Source organism: Shewanella jiangmenensis, from assembly GCF_018596335.1.
Taxonomy (GTDB): domain Bacteria; phylum Pseudomonadota; class Gammaproteobacteria; order Enterobacterales; family Shewanellaceae; genus Shewanella; species Shewanella jiangmenensis.
In genome coordinates, this window is the sequence record NZ_JAHEPS010000003.1 from 441,465 (window position 1) to 464,220 (window position 22,756).

The following is a 22,756-nucleotide window of genomic DNA, read 5'->3' on the forward strand; positions in this document are numbered from 1 at the left end:
AAGCAGCCATTGGGCTGCTTTTTCATGTTGGGCAGAGACTTAAAGGCTTAGAAACTCCATTTCACGCCGAGATTAACTGTGGTGCCAAGCCCTTTGGTGTTGTAACCGGCAAAGGTAAAGGCCTGTGAGCGGGCACTGTAATAATCTTCGTTGAGCAGGTTTTCGACCCCGAGACTGAACTGCCAGTCTGATAGTTTGTAGCTTGCGGCCAGATTGAGCACATCATAGCTGGATACCGGCCCCTGGCTGCCGCTGTATTTGCCGTTTACCGGCGCGAAGCGCTCGCGGTCGCCCACATAAAGCCAGTTCAGGCTCAGGCTTAAGGCTTCGCTTGGGTCCCAGTCCATAAACAGGGTGAGCTTGGGCGGGGTAATGGCTTGTCCATCAAGGTAAATATCCTTATCGGTGTCTTTGCCTTCGACATAGCTGTAATTGCCGCCAACAAGCAGCGCGTCGTCGGCGCGGTAGGCAAGCTCAAGCTCATAACCGCGAATTTCCTGAGGCGCCCGGACTGGCTCGTAAATGCCGGTGGCCGGATTGAGCACAGTGCGGGTGCCAAGCTCTGATTGGCTCAGGTAAATGGCGGCCGCGTAATGCAGCGCTTGCCAATCACCGGAGAAGCCCGCTTCGTAGTTGTCAATCAGTGATGCCTGGGTCTGGATTTTGGTGATGTCGTTCACCGTGGCGCTTCGAAGCAGCAGACCGAGATCCGATACATCCGATCCCTGTGAAAAACTGATAAACGGACTGAAACCCTCGATGCCGTTGTAACGCAGGCCAAGGTTATAGGTGGTGGCATCAAACTCCATGGTGCCGCCCTTAACCTGCAGCGGGTTGGAGCAGATTTTGGCGCTGTTACAGAGTTTCAGGGTTTGATAGTCATCGACCGCGACCGACATATCATCGCGGCGCACGCCGCCCTTGAGTACCCAGTCATCAGCTATGACCCATTTGGTTTGCAGATAAAAGGCGAGGTTCTGCATGTCCATTTCGGGGACCCATACCCGGCCATCGACCAGCGGCTGGCTGGATACATCTTCAAGGTAATCAACGCCATAAATTAGGTCTAGCGCCGTGCTGCCCAGTTCAAATCCGCTGCTGAAATTGGCCCGTGCACCTTGTTTCTTGGACAGAATTATCGATTGGCCGCCATCAAAGCCTTCGCTGGGGTTTGACAGATCCTGACTGTAGAAAAACACGTTATCTATGGTCTGACTATAAGCATCGAGGCTTAAGGCGGTATGCTCAAACAGCGCCAGATGCTCGTATTTGAGCACCAGGTTCTGGTTGCCGTCCGGTCCCTGAGGCTCGCCTTTGGCGCTTGACCCTGCCGGGCGGCGAATGGCGTAGGTTTTGGTGCCGCTGTTAACGCTGCCGGTGACATCCACCAGATCTGTGTCCTGAGCGGCGGCAAAGTAGTTGTAGGTCAGCTGCAGCGATTGCTCGTCATCGAAATCATAGCGAAATTTGCTGAACAGGTTGTCGGAGGTGGTTTCAGACAGACCATAAATGGCGCCGGGAACATCGCCTTCGGCATCCCGCTGCAGGCCGTATTCATCGCGGCTGGCGCTGATGACATAGCCAAAGTCATTGATATTGCCATCGAGTGCGGCCTCAAGGCGCCCGCCGGCACTGTCTTCAAACTTGACGGCGCTGAAGCGGCTCGATACGCCTAGCAAGCCGTGCATTTTGCCATCGGCGGAGGGCTTTTTGGTGATGTAGTTGATAATGCCACCAGCGGCGCCGTTGCCGTAAACCGAGGTGGCGCCCTTGATGACTTCGACCCGCTCTATGGCGTTGATATCAAGAGTTCGGATATCAAGTGAGCCATTACGCAGCGGGGTGGACTGGGGCACGCCGTCTATCAGCACCAACGCTTTGCGGCCGCGCAGGGTTTGGCCTGCATTGCTTGAGGTGCCGGTTGAAGGCGACATGCCGGGCACACGAAACGCGAGCAGGTTTTGCAGCTCAGCGCTCACTGTCATGTCTTTAAGCAAGGTGTCGCTGTCAATCAGGGTGACAGAAGAAGGCACTTCATCCAACTGCTCGGGAATGCGGCTGCCACTGATAATGAGACGTTCTATCCCGACGTTGACGGGGGCAACTGGTGTGGATTCATTGGCAAAAGCCACTGGCGCGGCAAGGCTGGTCAGTGCAACAGCGAGGGGGGATAACTTCATGATGGCATTCCAGATAGGTTTGATAACTGCCTTGGCAGTGTGTAGGGAATTATTTGCTGCTGAATGATAATTACTATCATCAACAACACCAGATTATTTACACAACCAGTAAAACTCTGTTGCCGGCCAATGCCTTGGCGCAAATGTGAGGCAGTGCGAAAAACGACCTTTGACCGCTGGTAATCCCGGCGCTGGGGTATTACTCTCGGACTATCTGTGAATTGAAGGCGCAGCAACCCGGGGCGGCAACGGCCTGCAAGCTGGCTACAACACGGACAATCCAAAGGGATATACCCGCATTCAGGAGGAATCATGTCATTGAAAATTAAATCATCTTCTTTATTTGCCGCGGCGTTGAGCCTGTCTTTGGGCCTGGGCGCTCTGCCTGCCATGGCCGCCGATTGGTTTAAAATTGCCGACAAAGTGGTGGACTACAAGTCCGAGACCGATGAAGTCACCCCGCAGTTAGGTGAGAAAAATGTCACCCATATCAAGCTGGTCTGTACTCAGGGTTCGGTGAAAATGCACAAAATTACACTGCACATGAGCGATGGCTCGGTGAAGGTGATTGATAATCTCGGCGTGCTGACCAAGGGCCTGTCGAGCCGGGTGATTGGCGTGCCAAAAGGTGACAGCACCCTGAAGAAGATTGAGCTTAAGTACGACTCAGTGGGCAGTCAGGAAATGGCGCTGCTGGGTATGTCCAAAAAGGCGCACGTGGACATTATGGGCAAGAACGACGACAAGGATAAGTCGGAGTAAAACTTAGCCTTTTACCTTCTTACTGCATAAAAAGCTCCCGCCATCTGACGGGGGCTTTTTTACGCCGCAATATGGCTATGCCGCTGCCAGCGTTGCTGGCTTTTACGGGTTTTCCCGGCCGTTTGGTTAACTGGATTATGCCTACTTTTTGGCTCCGCCCGAGACCTTTGAAGGTTGAGGTGGTTTCCGGTTGAACAGGGTTTATCTCACAGCCGACGCTTCACCGCTTCATCCCTGCTTCGATAAGAAAGATAAAAATCAGGTTGATCTTTACAACTTCTTTACTTAGTTTATACAAATGTAAGCGCTTACATGTTGGCGTTGCAGTACCGAGTCCAATGAGTCAGCGCTGGGTTGCTATTCTTTTTCTTAAAACACAGTGGGTTGGGCTCCAAAAATGAAAATAACTTCTGGAACGACCAAGTACGTCTCGCTTGGACTGCTGTTCGCCTCCTTGCAGGGCTGCGGCGGCGATACCAATACCAACACCGATATCGGCTCGGTGGATTTGTCAGCGCCGGTCACCGGTTGGAACCTGGTGTGGAGTGACGAGTTTGATGGCTCCTCCATTGATGCTGCCAAGTGGACCCATGAGGTAAACTGCAGCGGCGGTGGCAATCAGGAGTCACAGTGCTACACCGACGCGCCCGAAAATTCCTTCGTCGCCGACGGTATGCTCAACATCGTGGCACTCAAGGCTGCCGAAGGCGCCGAAAAACCTTATACCTCGGCGCGCCTTTCCACCAAGGGCAAGGCGGATTTCAGCTATGGCCGGATTGAAATGCGCGCCAAACTGCCATCTGGGCAGGGCAGCTGGGCGGCATTCTGGATGCTGCCCACCGATAATGTGTATGGCATTTGGCCACGCAGCGGCGAAATCGACATTGTTGAGTCGGTAAACCTCAAGGTTAAAGATGCCGAAGGCAAGAGCGAAGCCACAGTGCATGGCACCCTGCACTATGGCCGCGAGTGGCCCAAAAACGAATATTCCGGCCAATCCTATCTGCTGCCAAACGGTGCTAATCCCGCAGACGATTTTCATACCTATGCCATCGAGTGGCAGGAAGGCGAAATCCGCTGGTATGTGGACGGATACCTGTTTGCGACCCAGCGCCGCTCCGAGCTTAGATACAACGCCAAAGGTGAGCCGGTTGGCCTCGCGCACAAGGGCTGGTTTACCGAGTATTACGATCAGTCCACCGGTAAGCTGCAGCTTGCCTGGGGCAACCAGCCCTTTGATGAAAAATTCCACCTGCTGCTTAACTTTGCCGTGGGGGGCAGCTGGCCTACCTCGGTCAATCAAACCGGCATTGATGACAGCGCCTTTCACGCCAATAACCGCTATCAGGTGGATTATGTGAGGGTGTATCAGTGTCAGGCCAATCCCGATACTGGCAAAGGCTGCGAAACCGTACGTCCGGGCTACGACAAGCTTGGCGATGGCTTAATCGAAGGTAAGGCGCCCGCTCCAGTGCCACCATCCGATGGTCTGCCAAAGGATTTGGTGATTTTTGACAGCAGCGTCAATCCAAGTTGGCCGGCGTGGGACTGCTGCGGCGGTTCAACCCCTTCGCTGGTTGATGATGCCGACAAGGGCCAGGTCTACCGCTTTGTGGTGGGCGACAGCCCCACAGTGAACGGCTTTATCTCCCGCGATGCCTTTATTACCGATCCGGCCGGCACCCCAAGCCCATTTGATGCATCGCCAATTGAGTCGACGGGAGTGCTGAGCTTCGCCATGAAGGTCGTCAGTGCACCTGCTAACCCCGGTTCTACCTGGATGATGAAGGTGGAAAGCAGCGAAGGCGCCACCGCCGTTGAGCTGCCGCTCACTGCCAGCAGTGAAGGCGCAGCGCCAGCGGTGGGCTCATGGCAAACCTTCAGCTTTCCGCTGTCAGAGCTTGCTGCCAAAGGCCTTGATTTATCAGCAATCGATGTGGTGATGGTGTTCCCAGCCTGGGGCACTGGCAGCGGCGCTGAGTATCTGCTTGATGAAGTGAAGATTGCCCGCCCCAACGCGAGCCTGCCGTCACTGACCATATTCACCGACAACGAAAACCCGGACTGGCCAATGTGGGATTGCTGCGGCGGCTCAACGCCTGCAGTGGTTTCCGATGATGCGGTGCACGGCATTGTGTCTGAATTCAGCATAGGCGCCAGCCCAACCGTGATGGGCTACATCAATCGCACCGCCCTGGGCGGCGGTGGAAATCCGTTTGATGCCTCAAGCCTTTATGAAAATGGCGTTATCCAGTTCGACCTTAAAGTGGTGAATGCGCCCGGCGTCGCCAATGCGCCCTGGCTGTTCAAGGTGGAATCTGACAACGCGGCCACTGCGGTGGAGCTGCCATTGACGGCGAGTGTTGAAGGCAGCGCGCCCAGCGCCGATTGGCAAACCTTTACCTTCCGCTTAAAAGATCTCGCCGACGGCGGGCTGGATTTGAGCGCCATCGATGTGCTGATGATGTTCCCGGCCTGGGGGCAGGGCGAGGGTGCTGTTTATCGTGTTGATAACGTGAAGATCTATCAGCCAGGTAGCGGCGCACCTTCTGCCTTTGGTCTGTTTGCCGATGCGGTGGCCGACGCCTGGTCACTGTGGGATTGCTGCGCTGGGTCAACCCCGAGTGTGGAAGCGGACGATGCAGCGCACGGCGCGGTGGCCCAGTACGTGATTGGCGCCCAGCCGACTGTGGTGGGCTTCTTTGCCGATGACGGGGTGTATCACGATGCGTCAGCCGCAGTCGATTCCGGCGTGGTGCGCTTTGAGATGAAGCTGGTGTCGGCGCCGAGTGACCCAAGCTCGGTGTGGAAGTTCAAAATTGAGTCCGGCGATGCCGCCACCGCGGTTGAGCTTAATCTCACCGACAGCCTCGAAGGCGCGGCGCCCGTGGTGGGCGCATGGCAAACCTACACGTTTCCACTCAAGACCCTGACCGATATGGGGCTTGATGCCAGCGCCATCGACGTGGTGATGGTGTTCCCTGCGTGGGGAACCGGTGATGGCGCCGTATTTCGTCTCGATAACGCGCTGATTGGTAACCCTTAGGCACGAGTTTTTGCATGAGCCTTTGCACGAGCCTTTGCATAAGTCATTACATAAGTCGTTGCATAAGTCCTGGCGCGAGCCTTCGGAACAGTCAGGACGATGAAATTGAGACCCGGCGCCGCCTGGCGCCGGGCATAAAAAAGAATTGAGAGGCAACTATGTCACAACAGGTATTCAAGCGTAACCGGCTGTCGGCGGCCTTGACCGCCATCCTGGGCGTAGGGCTGATGCCCTTTGCCATGGCCGCAGAGCCCGCCGATGCGCCAGCCAAGTCCCAAGAAGCAGCCGATGTGGCTGCCGAGGTGGCCGCAGACGAGCCGGTAATTGAAGTCATTGAAATTCGAGGTATTCGCGGCAGTTTGTACCGCTCGATGGATCTCAAGCGCGGCGCCAACGGCGTGGTGGATGCGATTTCATCCGAGGAGCTTGGTAAGTTTCCCGACACCAACCTTGCCGAATCGCTGCAGCGGATCACCGGCGTGACCGTAAGCCGCGCTAACGGCGAGGGCAGTCAAATCACGGTGCGGGGTTTTGGCCCCGAGTACAACCTTATCACCCTCAATGGCCGCCAGATGCCGGGCACGGGTTATACCCGCTCCTACAATCTGGAAAACCTGTCATCTGAGGGGGTTAAAACCCTGGAAGTGGTGAAAACCGCCCGCGCCGATACGCCCACAGGTGGTCTGGGTGCCACGGTCAATATCATCACCCACAAGCCGCTGGATAATCCGGGCCAGTCGTTCAGTTTTTCCGGCAAGGGCATGTACGACGAGTCCAATGAACTTGGTGATGACATCACGCCTGAGCTTGCCGGCATTTACAGCAACACCTTTATGGATGACCGCATCGGCTTTATGGCATCGGTGTCCCATCAGGAGCGGGATTTTCGTCAGCAAACCGCCAACAGTCAGGGCTGGATAGCGCAGGTCGATAATAATCGCCTGCCCGCACTTGCCGCGGATAAAGGCATAGATGGCCGTGAAGTGGGCAGCGACGGCAAGCCGGTTGCCAATTTCCGCGATGCCAACGGCAATCCGGTGGCGCCGTTTTTCTTCCCCCGCGACATGAACTTCAGCATCAATGATGTGGAGCGCGAGCGCACCAACGGCATGCTCACATTGCAGTACAGCCCCATCGACAGCCTGGTGCTGACCGCAGACTATGTGGCAACAAGGGCGCTGACCGCCAGCAACGGCTTTGGCTGGGGGATTTGGAACTCCTCCACCGACGGCGCGAGCGTGATTGGCTATGAGCTGGACGCCAATGGCACCGCGCTTTACTCCGACATCCGCGGCGGCGATGGCTCGTTTACCGCCAATCGCAGTACCACCGAAGTGAATGCCGAATCTTTGGGGCTTAATCTTGACTGGAGTCCGAACGATGCCTGGCGCTTTACCCTCGATTATCACGATTCATCCAACGAAATCGACAATGGCGCGGATAAAGGCCTTGGCAGCTCCGGGCAGGTTATTCTGGGCTCGGACAAGCTGATTTCCAAGGTGTATGACTATCGCAGCGGCGAGGTGCCACACTTCCTGATTAACTGGAACAACGGCACCCATGTGCTGGACGCAGGCGATATAGACTCCAACTTCAGCCAGTTTATTCACTCCCCGGGCAAGAGCGACATAGAGCAGCTGCAATTCAACACCAACTGGTACCCTGAGTTGATGGAGTCGCTGACCAAAATCGACTTTGGTGCGTCTTACACCAAGCAAAGCATGTCCGGCACCACCGCCTGGAGCGGCCTGCGTGGCGGCCCAGGGTTTAACCCGTCCTACAGCGCTATTTTCCCGGATGCGATGTTTGTCCGTGAAGATGCCACCGCGCTGCTCGATGCGCTCGCGGGCGGCGGCAGCGGCCTGATGCCGGATTACTATTACAGCTTTAACTTCGATGAGGCGGTGGCGCGCCAGCTCGCCTTTATCACCGAGGATATTGCCGGCGACAACTACTACTCCATCGACCCTTACTTTGATGGTATCGATAGCTCAAGCCTGGTAGAAGAAAAGACACTTGCGCTCTATCTTACCAGTCAGTGGGGTTTTGAGATTGCCGATGTGCCGGTCAACGTCAATCTGGGCCTCAGATACGAGCAAACCGATGTGTCCAGTACCGTAAAACAGCGGGTCGAAAGTCAGGTGGTGTGGGCAAGCCCCACCGAGTGGATCATGCAGTATGCCCCGGGCGGAGATGATAACTACTTCACCCAGGGCGGCGACTACGATGTGTGGCTGCCGATGCTGGATATCAGCGCCGAGCCGATAGACGATGTGGTGATGCGCTTCTCTGCCGGTAAAACCATTGCAAGGCCGCTGCTTGGCGATATGGTGGCCGGTCGAAGCTTAAGCGGCAGCCCGAAAATCGGTGCCCGTCGCGGCGGTTTGGGTAACCCCGGGCTGTTGCCGCTCGAGTCACTGAACCTCGATGTGTCGCTTGAGTATTACTACAGTGACGCCAGTTACGCCGCCATTGGTCTGTTCCATAAAGACGTGGACAACTTTGTGTCGCGCTCAACCGCCGAAGTCACCATCGACGGCCTGCACGATGTGTACAACAGCCCGCGCTACCTTGAGGCCATCAGTCAGCTGGAGGCCGCCGGCACGCCGGTGAGTGAAAACACCATTTTCGCCCAGATGCTGGCCAACGGCCATGGCAATGCCGATGGTCAGATAGCGCCGCTCGACAGCGATCCGCTGATTGTCTGGGATGTCACCAGCCCCATCAACAGCGACAGCAAGTCGGTGCAGGGCATTGAAGTGGCGCTGCAGCACGTGTTCGGCGAAAGTGGCTTTGGTTTTGGCGTTAACGGCACCTTTGTCGAGGGCGATGTGGAGTTTGACCCATACAGCCTGGCGCAGCAGCAACCGCTGGAAGGCTTGGGGGATTCGGCCAACTTCCAGGCCTTCTACGAAAAAGACGGCCTGTCGGTTAAATTCACCTACGCCTGGCGTGACAGCTATCTGATTGGTGTGGGGCAGTCTCAGGGCTCGTCCGATGCGCCGCCCCAGTATGCCAAGGCCTTTGGTCAGCTTGATGCCAGCATCAACTACGATGTGACCGACTACCTGACGGTGTTCTTTGAGGGGATAAACCTGAATAACGAAACCGAGCAGGGCTACGGCCGCTTTGAGGAGCAGTTCCTGTTTGCCCGCCAGTACGGCACCCGTTACGCGCTCGGCGCTAGGGTGCGCTTCTAATCAGCAATGGTCTGAAAATAAAAACGCCGGGATTTACCCGGCGTTTTTTTATGCTTCCAGCGTCACGCGCTTTAGGCTGTTTAACCTGAGCATTCAAGCCTCAGCATTCAGCATTCAGCATTCAGCATTCAACATTCAACACTGACTTCATAACCCGTGTATTTGCGGATATTGATTACCCCGGTATCAAAAATCAGGTACTGGCCCTTGATGCCAAGCAGCACGGCATCGATCAGCGGCTCCTTGTCGAGGTTAAAGGATTTGACCTTAAGGGGATATTCACTCACCGGAAACGCGATAGGCTGGGTGCTGCTTGAGAGAACCTGCACCGCATCCTCGCCAAATTCGGCCTTAAGCTTGCCGATAACCGGCATCACCGCCTCAATAAGCCGCGCGGCTTCCTCTTCCAGCGCCATCGGCGCATTGTCGCCCTTGAGCATGGCCTGCCAGTGGGTCTTGTCGGCCACCAGTTTGGCGATTTCCACTTCAATCAAACCGGAGATTTTACGGGAGGCGACTTTCAGGATTGGCAGGCCCTGGGTGGCGCCCTGATCTATCCAGCGGGTCGGAATTTGGCTGTGGCGGGTAATGCCGACCTTGAGCCCCGAGGTGTTGGACAGATACACAAAATGCGGCACAAAACAGTGGCTCTGGGCCCATTCAGGCTCGCGGCAGGTGCCCGCATCATAATGGCAGGTTTCCGGCTTTAAGATGCACATGTCGCAGCTGGCGAGCTTTTGCATGCACACAAAGCAGTGGCCTTCGGAATAGCTCTTCTTGGTTTTTTTACCGCAGTTGCAGCAGTAAATGTTGCCCGAATAAATGAGTTTCAGCGGCTTGCCGATAAGCGGGTTGAGGGCGATGTCGCCTTCACCGACCCGCAGGCTGTAGCTGGCGCAGCCTTGCTCATCGAGCGCAGTGCGCATTTTTTTGAGTGTTCCTTGCATGACGGTCTCACTGAGTGGGCTTCATGGCGGTGTGCTGAAGCCTTGGATTTTTGCCAAGTGTACCAGCTCAGGACAGGATAGAAAAAATTGCGCACTAAAAAGCGGGCAGGGGAGAATGCAGTGGCCTGGAGCTTGATAGTGGCTTTTCAGGTGGCAGATAAAAAAAGGCCGCGGCGGCTGCCGCGGCAAAGACCTCACCCGGCGGGCCGACAGTCAGGCAGTCGGCCACGGGCTTTCCCACAGAGTGTTATGGTTGTCAGCTGAACTAATTCAGCTGCTTTTTTCAATAGCTATCAGAAGCTGTAACGGGCGCCGATGGCGTAGCGGGCGGCATTTTGCTGTGCCAGCAGCATCTGCTCTTCGTAACGGCCATAGACACGCTTTTCCTGCTCCAGAATGTTGATGCCTTCGGCAAACAGCGTCAGGTTGTCGGTCAGCTGATAGCTTACGCTCATGTCCAGCTGGCCGTAGGCTTCAGTGAACTGAGGCGCAGGGCCACCGGCCTCGGCCTGACCCATGCCAGAGAGGAAGGTGTCGCGCCAGTTGTAAGCCAGACGGGCCTGCAGCGCATCTTTCTCATAAAACACCGAGAAGTTGGCGGTGTCGGACATGCCAGGCAGGGCAAACTGCTCATCCACCCGAGCTACGTCGTACTCGGTGTCGCCATCCACCAGGGTGTAGTTGGCGGCAAAGCCAAAGCCTGTGTCCCAGAACCAGTGTTGCCACGCCAGTTCAAGGCCATTGATGCTTAAGTCTTCAACGTTGTTTGGCTTGCTGATGTTCCAGTCGGCCACCGGATCTGTGCCCGCCTGTGGCACGCGGCCTTCGCTGTTGCCATAACCATTGTCAATCAGCCACTGGAACACGGCTTCGTCGCTCGGAGTCTGGTTGTTGGCAATCAGCTCGGCGCGGGCCTGCTCGGCGGCTGCGCCTACGTATGGGTCGCGCAGGTTGTCGTACTTAACGGTTTCTATGGTGTTCATCAGGAAGTTTTGCACTTCCTTGTTGAAGTAACCCACAGAGACGTAGCTGGCATCGTCGTAGTAGTACTCAAGCGACAAATCGATGTTGTCTGAGCTGAAAGGTTTGAGCGCGGGGTTGCCGGCAAAGCCTGTGCGTGAACCCACTTTCGGAATGGGCGTCAGCGCCGTGGTGGCACGCATTGAACCCAAGGTCGGGCGGGTAATGGTGCGGCTGTAACTGAAGCGGCCAATCAGGTTATCAACGAATTCCAGATTGATATCGAGGTTTGGCAGAAACTCTTTGTAATCGTGGCTCGCGTTACTGAACGAAAACTCATCGGCAAACACGGTCTGCCACTCGGTGGGGTTAAGCCACACCAGTTGCTCGGCATCCTTTTGCATGGAGCTTGCGCTCACATCGGTTTGCTCGTAGCGAATACCTGCAACGATATTAAGCGGCATGCCGTTGAAATCGCTGTCGATATTAGCCTGAATATAGGCGGCGGTGGTGTCTTCGCCTATCAGGTGATCGTCCTGCCATGGGGCGGCTACGTACTGGACATCATACAGCGCCTGGGCTTTATCCATGGCGGCCTGCTGGTTGTAGGTGTAGTAGTAGGGGATCAGCATGTCGCTGCCGCCACCACTGAAGTCAGACAGGAAGTCGGAGCCCAGACCCACGTAGCTCACATCATCCTTCCACAGGCCCATGTTGCCATACCAGCCGGCGCTGATGGGGCCGGTGTAGGAGCCCTGAGCATGGGTTTCCATCGAGGTGAAAGCCAGACCAAAGTCGATGGAGGAGAGCGCGTCGCTCTTCTCGTTTACCCACTTACCATTGAACTGGTACTGGTTGACGTCGGTTTCGTTGCGACCGGCACGTACCCCGGCAAACAGAGACGCATAGTGCTCAGGCAGCAGGTGCGGCTCGCCGTTGGGGTTGAGGGTCGCGTAATTGGCGCCCAGCAACGGGATTTCGGTGCCGGTGGCATCGTAGGTTTTGTCCTTGACGTTAAGCGCGCCAAGGATAAAAAACACGTTGTCGGCACTGTTGCCAAGGGCGCCTTCAGCTGTGGCGTTGGAGTCGTGGGCATCGAAGCTCAGCATCAGGTTGTCGGTGGCTTGCCACTCGATGTTGAAGCCCAGTGACTTGTTGATGTTGTCGGCGGCATTCTGGTGCATGGTGCCTGAGTAGTCGCCGCCCACTTCGGTCACATAATCGAAGGTGCCGTTTTCATTGATATGGGCATAGGTGGCGTTGCCCGGACCCGAGAACCACAGGCCCCAGGTGTCGGTGTTGGAGACATCAGACAGCTTAGAGTAGGTGTAATCCAGAGTCATTTCCACCGCATCGGATGGGGCAAACTGGAATACCGCCTGGGCGTTGGTGCGCTCACGCTCGGTGTCCTGGCTGGCGAAACCCATGTTGCGGGCATAGAAGGTGTTGCCATAGGGGTTTTTGTTGTCGTTAACGACTACGGCGTTGGGGTTCAGCTCGCCCTGAATGTTCTGGCGCCAGCCTGAGATATTGGCGTTTTTGATGTTGCTGTCGCGCTCCTGATACGAGGCTGACAGGCCCAGACCAAAGCGGTCATCCATAAAGGTGTTGCTGAAAATACCGGAGATTTCGGGGGTGATGGAGCTGCCATCTTCCACGCCGGTGTCGTGATGGCCTTTTACGCCGACGGTGGCGACCAAATCACGGGTATCAAAGGGGCGGGCAGTGCGGATATTGATGGTCGAGCCAATGCCGCCTGAGCTCACATCGGCCTTACCGGTTTTGTAAATCTCAACGCCGCTGATGGCATCGGAGGCCAGATTGCCAAACTCAAACGAGCGGGTGGACTCACCGGCAACCTGCGCGGTTGGCATGGTGCGGTTGTTCAAAAGTACCAGGTTAAAGTCCGGGCCAAAGCCGCGCACTGTGACCTTGCTGCCTTCGCCGTTTACTCGGTCAATCGACACACCGGAAATGCGCTGCAGAGATTCGGCGAGGTTAGTGTCGGGGAACTTACCTATGTCTTCAGCGGAAATGGCATCCACCACCCCGGCTGACTGGCGCTTAAGCTCCATGGCTTTGGCCTGTGAGCCACGCACGCCTGTGACCTGAATAACTTCAATATCGCCTTCTTTCACCGCATCCTCGGCTAGCACCGGCAGCGCCGATATCAGGCCAAGCACCAATGACACGCTGGAGGCAAGCGTGGATTTTTTGAATTGTAATGGTCGCATCAGATTCCTCTCCCTCGGACCCTTGCAGGCACAAATGCCCGGGTCGTTATTGTTGTAAGGCCCACCTGTGACTGTTCATCCGACAGCTTAATCACAAATGTAAGCGCTTACATAAAGTAGGGCGCAGCGATTTTGATGTCAACCACTGGCTGAATAAATGTTTGTAGATTGTTATGTTTTTGGGTTGGGGTAGCGTGTTAACAGGCTGATAAACATGAAAAAGCGGGCTTAAGCCCGCTTGGATTTAATTAGCTGTTACATCTTGTTACTGGTCGATGTTACGGCAGCCGTTACCGACAGTACTGCTTCAGTACTGCTTCGGTGCTGCAGCACCGATTCCCTCACCACCAGTTGTGGCTCAAAGCGGTGGCAAAAGTCGATGCTGCTGTCATCGTAAACATGGCGCAGCACCCAATTGGCGGCCATGCGGCCCATGTCCTGGATGGGGTTGCACACTGTGGTCAGCTTGGGCGATATGTAGCGCGGGAAGGGGATATTATCAAAGCCGACAAAGGAGATATCCTTTGGTACCTGCAATCCTTTCTCAAGGCACAGGGCGATGGCGCCCGAGGCCATCTGATCGTTGGCGCACACCACGGCGCTGAAGCCAATTCCCCGCTCAAGCAGCGCCGCCATGCCCTCATAACCGCCTTCTTCGCGAAAGTCGCCTTCAAAAAACAGCTGCTCGTCAAAGGCAATGCCGTGGGCTTTCAGTGCCTGCTTGTGGCCTTCGAGACGCTCTCTGGCGTCGAGCTTAAACAGCGGCCCCGAAATGTAGGCAATGCGCTTATGGCCGTGCTCAAGCACATGACCTGTGGCAAGCAGGCCGCCTTCAAGGTTATTGAGGTGCACGCAGCGGTCCTCAATGCCATCCACATGGCGGTTAATCAGCACCACCGGCGTCTTGCCGGCGCACAGGGTTTGCAGATACTCATTGGAGAGGATTTCGGCATCCACAATCAGCGCATCACAGCCCCGCGACAGCAAAAACTCCACCGCATCTTTTTCCTGGGCGGCATCGCTGTGGCCGGCGGCAATGATCACGTGCTTATTTGCCGCGCGCAGCGCCGATTCAATTTCCCGCATCATGGGGCCGTAGAAGGGACCATCGAGCTGTGACACCAGCACCCCGACGCTGTTGGAGCGGTTTGACGCCAGCGACTGGGCGATGGTGTTGGGGCGATAATCCAGTTTGGCCATGGCGTCGTGAACCTTTTGACGGGTCTTGTCACTGACTTTACCTGTGTTGTTGACGACCCGGGAGACGGTCGCAAGCGACACCCCTGCCAGGAAGGAAACATCGTAGATTGTGGCCATAACGCGGGCGTTCCTTGTACTACATCTATGTGCCTGAATGCTTGTGTTGCAAAGACATGCTGATCTCGGCAACCCGTTGACTGTCCAGTGTATAGTGTCGCATCACAAAGGCAACCGCGATTGATGCGAGCGCGGGGTAAAGGGTGAAGCACAGCAAAATTCCGCTTAAGGTTTGCTCAGATTGTGCTGTGTCGGGGCGATAACCGTAGGCCGCAAGCAGCCAGCCTGCCAGCGCGCCGCCGATGGCAAGTCCAAGCTTGATAAAGAAAATCACCGAGGAATACACCAGCCCCGTGGTGCGGATGCCGGTTTTAAACTGGCCATAGTCCACGGTATCGGCCATTTTTGCCCACAGCAGCGGCGTGCCCATGTTAATGGTAAAGTTCCAGGCGATGTAAAACACCAGCGCAAGGCTGTATTGCTCTGCCGGTATAAACCAGGCCGCCATACACAGGGCGGCGGCGATCAGCTGCAGCCGGATATAGGCTTTGACCTTGCACATTTTGTCGGCAAGCTTTTTGGCCAGCGCGACCCCAAAGATATTGCCCACCACGCCGCTGGTGACAAAGACACTGATCATGTCTTCCCGGCCAAGAAAGTATTTGACGTAATAAATGGCGAGGGTGGATTTAAGTACAAGCCCGGTCAGCAAAAACACCGCAGCCGCCGACAGTACCCGCCACTGATCGTTGGCCCACAGCGCTCTGGTGGCGGCCTTAAGGTTGCCGCTGCTGTCATCTGTGCTGAAATCCCGCTCCTTGGTGCCGGCAAAGCAGAGTAAAAACATCACGGCGCCGACGAGGCTCATAGCGAGTATGGTCAGCTGATAGCCCTTGGCTTTATCGCCCTGGCCGAAAAAATCCACCAAGGGCAAGGTAAGGGCGCTCACCATCACGCCGCCTAGCATGGCGAACACGAAGCGGTATGACTGCACCGATACCCGCTCGGCGGGATTGGTGGTCAATGCCGCCCCAAGGGCGCAGTAGGGAATGTTGATGGCGGTGTAGGCCAGCATCAGCAGGGCGTAGGTGGCAAAGGCGTACCACTCTTTGCCGCTTTCACTGAGATCCGGTGTGGTAAAGGCCAGCACGCTGATGGCGGCAAAGGGAAAGGCGAACCACAACAGGTAGGGCCGATAGCGTCCAAAGCGGCTGCGGGTGCGGTCGGCAAGATAGCCCATCAAAGGGTCGGTCACGGCATCCATAATCCGCACCGCCAAAAACATGGTGCCGACATAGGCCGCCGATATGCCGAAAATATCGGTGTAGAAGAACGTCAGAAACAACATGACGGTTTGAAAAACGATGTTGCTGGCGGTATCCCCCAGCCCATAAGCAATTTTTTCTCTGACGCTCAACATGGCGACCTCCGTTATTATTATTGTTGGTTGGCCTCACGGCGCTTGGCAAGCAATCCCTGATAGGCTTTGGCGCTGGATTTAAGCATTCGCTGCTGGCTTTGATAGTCGACATACACCAGACCGAAGCGTTTGCGATAGCCTTCGGCCCACTCGAAGTTATCCATCAGGCTCCAGGCAAAATAGCCTTTTACCTCGACTCCGGCCTCGATTGCCCGGTGCACCGCCAGCAGATGAGACTGCAGATAATCCAGTCGCATCGGGTCGTGCACCGCACCATTTATCGGCATATCGTCTTCAGCGGCGCCGTTTTCGGTGATGTAAATCGGCGGCAAATCAAATTCTGCGGCAAGGCTTTGCAGCAGCTCGGTAAAGGCGCCGGGGCAAATTTCCCAGTCCATGGCCGTGCGCGGCACATTGCCAAGGCGCACCTCTTCAAAACCCAGCTCGCCACCGGCGCGGTACACGTTACGGGTATAGTAGTTGATGCCCAGATAATCGATGGGCGTTTGGATAAGCGCCATGTCGCCGGGCTCAATGGGCGGGCGCTCTTCAATGCCAAGCTGATTGATAATGTCTGGGTAGCGGCCCTGCATCAGCGGCATCAGATACCAGGTGTTGTGGTATTCGTGGGCAAGGCGCGCGGCATTCACATCCTCTTCATTGGCGCTAAAGGCGTAACTTGGGCTGAAATTAAGCACTATGCCGGCTTGGGCTCCGGGGGCCTCGCGGCGGATTTCGGCCATGGCCAGCGCATGGCCAAGCAGCAGATGGTGGGCAGCGGCGCGGCCTTTTGCCCGGCTTTTGAGTCCGGGCGCGTGAATGCCGGCTTCATAACCCAAAAAGGCACTGCAAAATGGCTCGTTGAGGGTCGAGTAGGCAAAGACGCGGTCGCCAAGCGCCCTTGCCACAATGCGGGCGTAGTCGGCAAAGGCATAGGCTGTGTCACGGTTTAACCAGCCGCCTTTGTCTTCAAGATGCTGCGGCAAGTCCCAGTGATAAAGGGTGACGAACACTTTGATTTTTAAGCTGTTAAGCGCATCGAGCAGGTTAAGGTAGAAGTCCATTCCGGCCTGATTGATGCTGCCATCGGCAAACAGCACCCGGCCCCAACTTATCGACAGCCTGTAGGCATCCACGCCGAGGGACGCAATCAGTTCCACATCCTCTTGCCAGCGATTGACATGATCGCAGGCTATCTCGCCGTCTGAGCCATCGGCAATTTTGCCGGGGGTGTTGCAAAAGGTATCCCAGATGCAGCGCTGACGATTTGCGCCATCGCCCTCAATCTGAAATGAGGCGGTGGCAACGCCAAAAAGAAAGTCTGGTTGCATCATGGCGGAATCACCCGGCAGGGTGAAAGGCGAGATTGTTGTCATCGTTATGTGTTCCCGTTCCTGAACGTGCACAGTGCCTGTCCCTGTCGATTGCCCGGCGCCATTTCACCTCGCGTCTCGGCGGGTGAAATGGGTAAAACAAGTTGACAAGGGTTACTGCAGTGTTAAAAATGAAAGCGCTTACATTAATCTAGTGGCAGAACCGTTAAAGGTCAATCCTCAGAGTGGCCCAACGGCTATCCGGATAGCTGCAACACCAAAATAAGAAGGGGAGAACTCATGGCAACTGTACCCATTGCCGATACCCACAAGACCAGCGCCGCCGGCGATGGCAACTTTAGTTTCGCACTCAGCGCCCTCACCACCCTGTTTTTTATGTGGGGCTTTATCACTTGCCTCAACGACATTCTTATTCCGCATTTAAAAGCGGTATTCAGTTTAAGTTACGCCCAGGCGATGCTGATTCAGTTTTGCTTTTTCGGCGCTTACTTTCTGGTGTCGGTGCCGGCGGGCGTGCTGGTGAAACGCTTGGGCTATCAAAAGGGCATAGTGGTGGGACTTTTGACCGCCGCCCTTGGCTGCGCGCTGTTTTACCCGGCGGCGGCTTATGCGACTTACGGTCTCTTTCTTGGCGCGCTGTTTGTTCTGGCAAGTGGCATTACAGTGCTGCAGGTGGCGGCCAATCCCTACGTAACAGCCCTTGGGCCGGTAGAAACCGCCTCAAGCCGCTTGACCCTGACCCAGGCCTTTAACTCCCTTGGTACCACACTCGCGCCATCCTTTGGGGCGCTGCTGATTTTGTCGGTGGCGGTGGGCGCCTCGGCAGAAGCCGAAGCCGAGGCGGTGAAACTGCCGTATCTGCTCCTTTGCGGCATGTTGATTGTGCTCGCGGTGGTGTTTTCGCTGATAAAGCTTCCGCACGTCAACGAACATGAGCAGCAGGACGACGCAGCAGTAATTGAAGGCAAAAGCGCCCTCAGTCACCGACACCTGGTGCTTGGCGCCATCGGCATTTTTGTCTACGTTGGCGGCGAAGTGGCCATCGGCAGCTTTTTGGTGAACTTTTTAGGTCAGGCCCATGTGGCGGGGCTCGAAGAAGCCGACGCCGCCCATTACATCGCCTTTTATTGGGGCGGCGCCATGGTAGGTCGTTTTATCGGCGCGGCCGTGATGCAAAAAGTACCGGCCGGCAAGGTGCTTGGCTTTAACGCGCTGATGGCATCGCTGCTGGTGGTAGTCGCCATGATGAGCGAAGGCGCAGTGGCGATGTGGGCGATTCTGGCGGTGGGGCTGTTTAACTCCATTATGTTCCCGACCATTTTCAGTCTGGCGCTGAAAAACTTAGGGCCTGCTACTGCACAGGGCAGCGGTATTTTGTGCCTCGCGATTGTTGGCGGCGCCATAGTGCCGCTGCTGCAGGGTGTGGTTGCCGATGCGGCGGGATTGACGATTTCCTTTGTGCTGCCGGTGCTTTGCTATGCCTATATCCTTTTTTATGGCCTGAAGGGCTCGGCGGTCGTGGAGAAAATGAAATGATGTTGCGATTTTCCAAAAGCACGCTTGCCGTAAAAAGCACACTGGCACTGGGTCTTATCTTGGCTGGCGGGGCTTACGCTGCCGATGCCGGCACGCCGGAGCGCGATGCGTCCCGCTGGCCTGCGAATGTTTATCAGCTGCCCCACAAGACATCGCAACAGGCCGAGATTGAGTCCCGGGTCGCGTCAATCATATCTGCCATGACGCTCGAGCAAAAAGTGGCGCAAATTATCCAGCCCGAAATCCGCGATTTTACAGTGGAAGACATGCGCCGTTACGGCTTTGGCTCCTATCTCAATGGCGGCGGCTCCTTCCCGGGTAATAACGGCAAAGCCAGCGCCGCCGATTGGGTAGCGCTTGCCGATAAGATGTATCAGGCCGCCATGGACACCAGTGTCGATGGCATCGCCATTGCGCCCATGTGGGGCACAGACGCAGTTCATGGTCATGGCAACGTGTTTGGGGCGACTTTGTTTCCGCACAACATTGGACTTGGGGCGACCCACAGCCCTGAACTCATTAAAGCCATAGCCGCGGCCACCGCCAAAGAAGTACGCGCAACCGGCATAGATTGGGTGTTTGCACCGACCGTGGCGCTGGTGGATAACCTGCGCTGGGGCCGCAGCTACGAAGGCTATGCCCGCGACCCCAAGCTGATTGAACGTTATGCCGAAGCCTTTATCGATGGCATGCAGGGCGAAGGGGCGAACTGGCTTGGCAACGACCATACCATAGCCACCGCGAAGCACTTTATCGGCGATGGTGGCACTGTGGATGGTGATGACAGGGGTGATACCCGGGTCGATGAAGCCACCCTGATTGCCCGCCACGGTCAGGGCTATGTGGGCGCGCTCGGTCACGGGGTACAAACCGTGATGGCGTCCTTTAACAGCTGGAATGGTGAGAAGCTTCACGGCAGCAAGTATCTGCTGACTGAGGTGCTTAAGGGCCGGATGGGGTTTGATGGCGTGGTGGTCGGCGACTGGCTCGGTCATGGCTTTGTGCCGGGCTGCAGCTACGAGCGCTGTCCCGAGGCGGTCAATGCCGGGGTCGATATTCTGATGGCGCCCGGTGACAGCTGGAAAGCGCTCTATAGCAACACCATTGACGATGTGAAAAGCGGCGTTTTGCCTGCTTCGCGCCTCGATGATGCGGTAAAGCGTATTCTCAGGGTAAAACTGCGCGCCGGGCTTTTTGATAACAAACCGCCCTCGGCTAACCCTTATGCGGGTAATGCAGAGTGGATTGGTCATCCCGAGCATCGGGCCATTGCCCGTCAGGCGGTGGCCGAGTCGCTGGTACTCCTTAAAAACCAGGCCGCCAGGGGTAACACCCAGCCTGTGCTGCCGATTGCCGGCAACACCAAGGTGTTGGTGGTGGGCGAGGGCGCTGACAGCATTCCGATGCAGTCCGGCGGCTGGAGCATGACCTGGCAGGGCACCGAAGTGACCAATGCCGACTTCCCCGGTGCCACCAGTATTTTTGCCGGCATCAAGGCGGCAATGAATCAGGCCGGCGGTGATGCGCTGTTAAGCTCCGATGGCAGTATCCCTGTGGGCTTTAACCCGGATGTGGTGATTGCTGTGTATGGCGAGCAGCCCTACGCCGAGGGTAACGGTGATTTGGATGATCTTGAATATCAGCGCGGCGACAAGCGCTCGCTCGCCATGCTTAAGTCAATTAAAGACAAAGGCTTGCCGCTGGTGTCTGTGGCGCTTTCCGGCAGACCGTTATGGATGAATCCTGAAATCAATGCATCCGATGCCTTTGTGGCCGCCTGGCTGCCCGGCACCGAAGGCGCAGGGGTCGCCGACGTGCTGATTGCTGACAATAAGGGGCTGGCACGCGCCGACTTCAAGGGCCGTTTGCCGTTCCCATGGCCGGCAACCCCTGCGGCCGATGGCTTTCACTCAGGTGCCGATAAGGGGCCATCGCCTTTGTTTGATGTCTGGCAAGGCTTTGATTACAAGAGCAATGCCGCGCTTGCCCCCCTCGGTGAGGACAATGGCAGCAGCCAGGCTGACAGCAAGCTTGCGATTTTTGATAAGGCCATCAAGGCGCCCTGGCATCTGGCGGTGGGCGACGACAGGGCGCTTAATCGGGTCGGCCCCGGCGTGTGGCAGCAAGGCGCATTTGCGGTGCGAAGCGTTAACCGCACAGTGCAGGAAGATGCGCGCCGCTTTGACTTTGCCGCGGCGGGCATACTGAGTTTCCGTGATGATTTCAGTGCCGATCTGCGCCGCTTTGCGCCGGACACCTCGGTGCTGGCGTTTGATGTGGCCGTAACCGCTTTGCCTGGCCAACTGCAGCTGTCGATGCTGTGTGAAGGCGGCTGTCGTCAGGCGGTTGAATTGTCGGGTAAGGTCAAAACCGATGGAGCCTGGCAGCGTATTGAAGTGCCGCTGTCCTGTTTTGGTGTCAGCGCCGATGAGCTTGCCCGCACCTTCAGCCCCATGACCTTGTCGCTGACCAAAGGCGGCAGTTTGATGCTGGCCAACATCAGCCTTGAAGCTGCCATTGCAGACGACGCGTCCGGCGCTGATAAGGCGCAAAATCGTGAATGTGAGCTGCCGAGGGTGAATAAGCAATGACAGCAACCAGCAATATGAAACGCAGCGCTGAGGTGGCTCAATGCGTTGGCGGGGAGGGCGGCATGTATCGCTCCGGAATTGATTTGGGCGGCACCAAGATTGAGTTGGTGACCTTGAATGAACAAGGCGAAGAGGTATTTCGAAAGCGGGTGCCTACGCCTAAAGATTACCGCGCTACCCTGGAAGCGGTGGCCTCGCTGGTGAAGGAATCAGAAGCACACACCGGCCGGGTGTCCAGCATTGGTATAGGTATTCCCGGGGTGGTATCGGCGCTCACCGGCAGGGTGAAAAACTCCAACGCGGTGTGGCTTAACGGCCAGCCGATGGACAAGGATTTGGGTGCCATGCTCGGGCGTGAGGTCCGCATTGCCAACGACGCCAACTGCTTTGCGGTATCCGAGTCGGTCGATGGCGGCGGCGCGGGCAAAAGGCTGGTGTTTGGCGCCATCCTCGGTACCGGCTGCGGCGCGGGCATCGCCATCAATCACAAGGTTCACGGCGGCGGCAACGGTATTGGCGGCGAGTGGGGCCATAACCCGCTGCCGTGGATGACAGCGGACGAATTCAATTCGACCCGCTGCTTTTGTGGTAACGCTGATTGCATCGAGACCTTTGTCTCCGGCACCGGCTTTGTGCGGGATTTTCGCGCCCACGGCGGCGAGGCTGCTAGTGGCATTGAGATTGTGGCGCTGATGGCACAGGGCGACCCGCTGGCAGAAGCTGCCTTTGGCCGCTTTATCGACCGCCTGGCGCGCTCGCTCGCCCATGTGATTAACCTGCTTGACCCGGATGTGATAGTGCTCGGCGGCGGGGTGTCCAATATCGATGAAATCTACGAATACCTGCCTGCGCTGCTACCCAAATATGTGCTCGGCGGTGAGTGCGCCACTGAGGTGGTGAAAAACCGTCACGGCGCTTCTTCCGGCGTGCGCGGCGCGGCCTGGCTGTGGGCCCCCGGCGAGCAGGCGGCTTTGCCGTCTTTGCTGGCCAGTAAGTAAAAGATTGAAATAACGAAAGGTTTTGGCGGCTTTTTTGCCGCCGTCTGAAAGAGGTTTGTTGCAAACCCTCAGGGACGAGGGGCTTTTTATGTGCTTATGCTGTCGGGCGCCCCGGTCTTGGTTACCGAAAAGGGCGCCGTTTTTTATTTTGCACAAGGTGTTTTGAAAATCCCTTGTCGGCGTTGTAAAACGGCGGGCCAGGGGGCAGAATAACGCCCCTGTTGCCAGCCATATATTCTGGTTAGGCGTTGATTACCCGTGGATTTGCTATGGGTGGGTAGATTTGGTGTC

Annotated in this window: 12 protein-coding genes; 6 read left to right on the forward strand and 6 right to left on the reverse strand. The window is 56.5% G+C overall.

The window, feature by feature from the left end; genetic code table 11:
* Positions 1 to 47: 47 nt before the first annotated feature.
* Positions 48 to 2,180: a TonB-dependent receptor gene (locus KJI95_RS10675; protein ID WP_214507175.1), complete on the reverse strand. Its 2,133-nt coding sequence runs from the start codon at positions 2,178 to 2,180 to the stop codon at positions 48 to 50.
* A 312-nt stretch (positions 2,181 to 2,492) separates the two neighbouring features.
* Here KJI95_RS10675 and KJI95_RS10680 point away from each other — a divergent pair, with 312 nt between their 5' ends.
* The 3 genes from KJI95_RS10680 to KJI95_RS10690 all read left to right on the forward strand — a co-directional run bounded on the left by KJI95_RS10680 (position 2,493) and on the right by KJI95_RS10690 (position 9,188).
* Entirely contained in the window at positions 2,493 to 2,942 is a 450-nt protein-coding gene (locus KJI95_RS10680) for a DUF2541 family protein (RefSeq protein WP_250885759.1), read from the forward strand.
* Positions 2,943 to 3,339: 397 nt separating this feature from the next.
* Positions 3,340 to 5,988, forward strand: a complete 2,649-nt coding sequence (locus tag KJI95_RS10685) for a glycoside hydrolase family 16 protein (protein WP_214507176.1) — start codon at positions 3,340 to 3,342, stop codon at positions 5,986 to 5,988.
* Between the two features lie 158 nt (positions 5,989 to 6,146).
* On the forward strand, positions 6,147 to 9,188 hold the full coding sequence (locus KJI95_RS10690; RefSeq protein ID WP_214507177.1) for a TonB-dependent receptor: 3,042 nt from the start codon (positions 6,147 to 6,149) through the stop codon (positions 9,186 to 9,188).
* 128 nt (positions 9,189 to 9,316) lie between these two features.
* Here KJI95_RS10690 and KJI95_RS10695 read toward each other — a convergent pair whose 3' ends face one another.
* The 5 genes from KJI95_RS10695 to KJI95_RS10715 all read right to left on the reverse strand — a co-directional run bounded on the left by KJI95_RS10695 (position 9,317) and on the right by KJI95_RS10715 (position 17,373).
* On the reverse strand, positions 9,317 to 10,135 hold the full coding sequence (locus tag KJI95_RS10695; protein WP_214507178.1) for a DUF2797 domain-containing protein: 819 nt from the start codon (positions 10,133 to 10,135) through the stop codon (positions 9,317 to 9,319).
* Between the two features lie 293 nt (positions 10,136 to 10,428).
* Complete coding sequence (locus KJI95_RS10700; RefSeq protein WP_214507179.1) at positions 10,429 to 13,329, reverse strand: TonB-dependent receptor; 2,901 nt, start codon at positions 13,327 to 13,329, stop codon at positions 10,429 to 10,431.
* A 255-nt stretch (positions 13,330 to 13,584) separates the two neighbouring features.
* A complete protein-coding gene (locus KJI95_RS10705) occupies positions 13,585 to 14,646 on the reverse strand; it encodes a LacI family DNA-binding transcriptional regulator (RefSeq protein ID WP_214507180.1) in 1,062 nt (353 codons plus the stop codon).
* A 25-nt stretch (positions 14,647 to 14,671) separates the two neighbouring features.
* Positions 14,672 to 16,006 (reverse strand): glycoside-pentoside-hexuronide (GPH):cation symporter, encoded by a 1,335-nt coding sequence (locus KJI95_RS10710; RefSeq protein WP_214507181.1) that lies wholly within the window; start codon positions 16,004 to 16,006, stop codon positions 14,672 to 14,674.
* Between the two features lie 17 nt (positions 16,007 to 16,023).
* Positions 16,024 to 17,373: a GH1 family beta-glucosidase gene (locus tag KJI95_RS10715; protein ID WP_432653798.1), complete on the reverse strand. Its 1,350-nt coding sequence runs from the start codon at positions 17,371 to 17,373 to the stop codon at positions 16,024 to 16,026.
* Between the two features lie 246 nt (positions 17,374 to 17,619).
* On the opposite strand from KJI95_RS10715, the gene KJI95_RS10720 reads away from it, so the two are divergent.
* The 3 genes from KJI95_RS10720 (at position 17,620) to mak (ending at position 22,465) form a co-directional block, all read left to right on the forward strand.
* Positions 17,620 to 18,876 carry a sugar MFS transporter gene (locus tag KJI95_RS10720; RefSeq protein WP_214507183.1) on the forward strand — a complete coding sequence of 419 codons (1,257 nt, stop codon included), beginning with the start codon at positions 17,620 to 17,622 and terminating at the stop codon, positions 18,874 to 18,876.
* Positions 18,873 to 21,467: a glycoside hydrolase family 3 protein gene (locus KJI95_RS10725; protein ID WP_214507184.1), complete on the forward strand. Its 2,595-nt coding sequence runs from the start codon at positions 18,873 to 18,875 to the stop codon at positions 21,465 to 21,467. The genes KJI95_RS10720 and KJI95_RS10725 overlap by 4 nt, the downstream gene beginning before the upstream one ends.
* 62 nt (positions 21,468 to 21,529) lie before the next feature.
* The gene (gene mak / locus KJI95_RS10730; protein ID WP_214507242.1) at positions 21,530 to 22,465 is read left to right on the forward strand and encodes a fructokinase; all 936 of its coding nucleotides are present in this window, start codon (positions 21,530 to 21,532) and stop codon (positions 22,463 to 22,465) included.
* Positions 22,466 to 22,756 lie beyond the last annotated feature (291 nt).

What these genes read in the sequence shown, in the direction of transcription:
- KJI95_RS10700 (WP_214507179.1), bottom strand. Translation starts at nt 13,329, where the DNA reads ATGCGACCATTACAATTCAAAAAATCCACGCTTGCCTCCAGCGTGTCA.
- KJI95_RS10705 (WP_214507180.1), bottom strand. Translation starts at nt 14,646, where the DNA reads ATGGCCACAATCTACGATGTTTCCTTCCTGGCAGGGGTGTCGCTTGCG.
- mak (WP_214507242.1), top strand. Translation starts at nt 21,530, where the DNA reads ATGTATCGCTCCGGAATTGATTTGGGCGGCACCAAGATTGAGTTGGTG.
- KJI95_RS10710 (WP_214507181.1), bottom strand. Translation starts at nt 16,006, where the DNA reads ATGTTGAGCGTCAGAGAAAAAATTGCTTATGGGCTGGGGGATACCGCC.
- KJI95_RS10695 (WP_214507178.1), bottom strand. Translation starts at nt 10,135, where the DNA reads ATGCAAGGAACACTCAAAAAAATGCGCACTGCGCTCGATGAGCAAGGC.
- KJI95_RS10680 (WP_250885759.1), top strand. Translation starts at nt 2,493, where the DNA reads ATGTCATTGAAAATTAAATCATCTTCTTTATTTGCCGCGGCGTTGAGC.
- KJI95_RS10690 (WP_214507177.1), top strand. Translation starts at nt 6,147, where the DNA reads ATGTCACAACAGGTATTCAAGCGTAACCGGCTGTCGGCGGCCTTGACC.
- KJI95_RS10725 (WP_214507184.1), top strand. Translation starts at nt 18,873, where the DNA reads ATGATGTTGCGATTTTCCAAAAGCACGCTTGCCGTAAAAAGCACACTG.
- KJI95_RS10675 (WP_214507175.1), bottom strand. Translation starts at nt 2,180, where the DNA reads ATGAAGTTATCCCCCCTCGCTGTTGCACTGACCAGCCTTGCCGCGCCA.
- KJI95_RS10720 (WP_214507183.1), top strand. Translation starts at nt 17,620, where the DNA reads ATGGCAACTGTACCCATTGCCGATACCCACAAGACCAGCGCCGCCGGC.
- KJI95_RS10685 (WP_214507176.1), top strand. Translation starts at nt 3,340, where the DNA reads ATGAAAATAACTTCTGGAACGACCAAGTACGTCTCGCTTGGACTGCTG.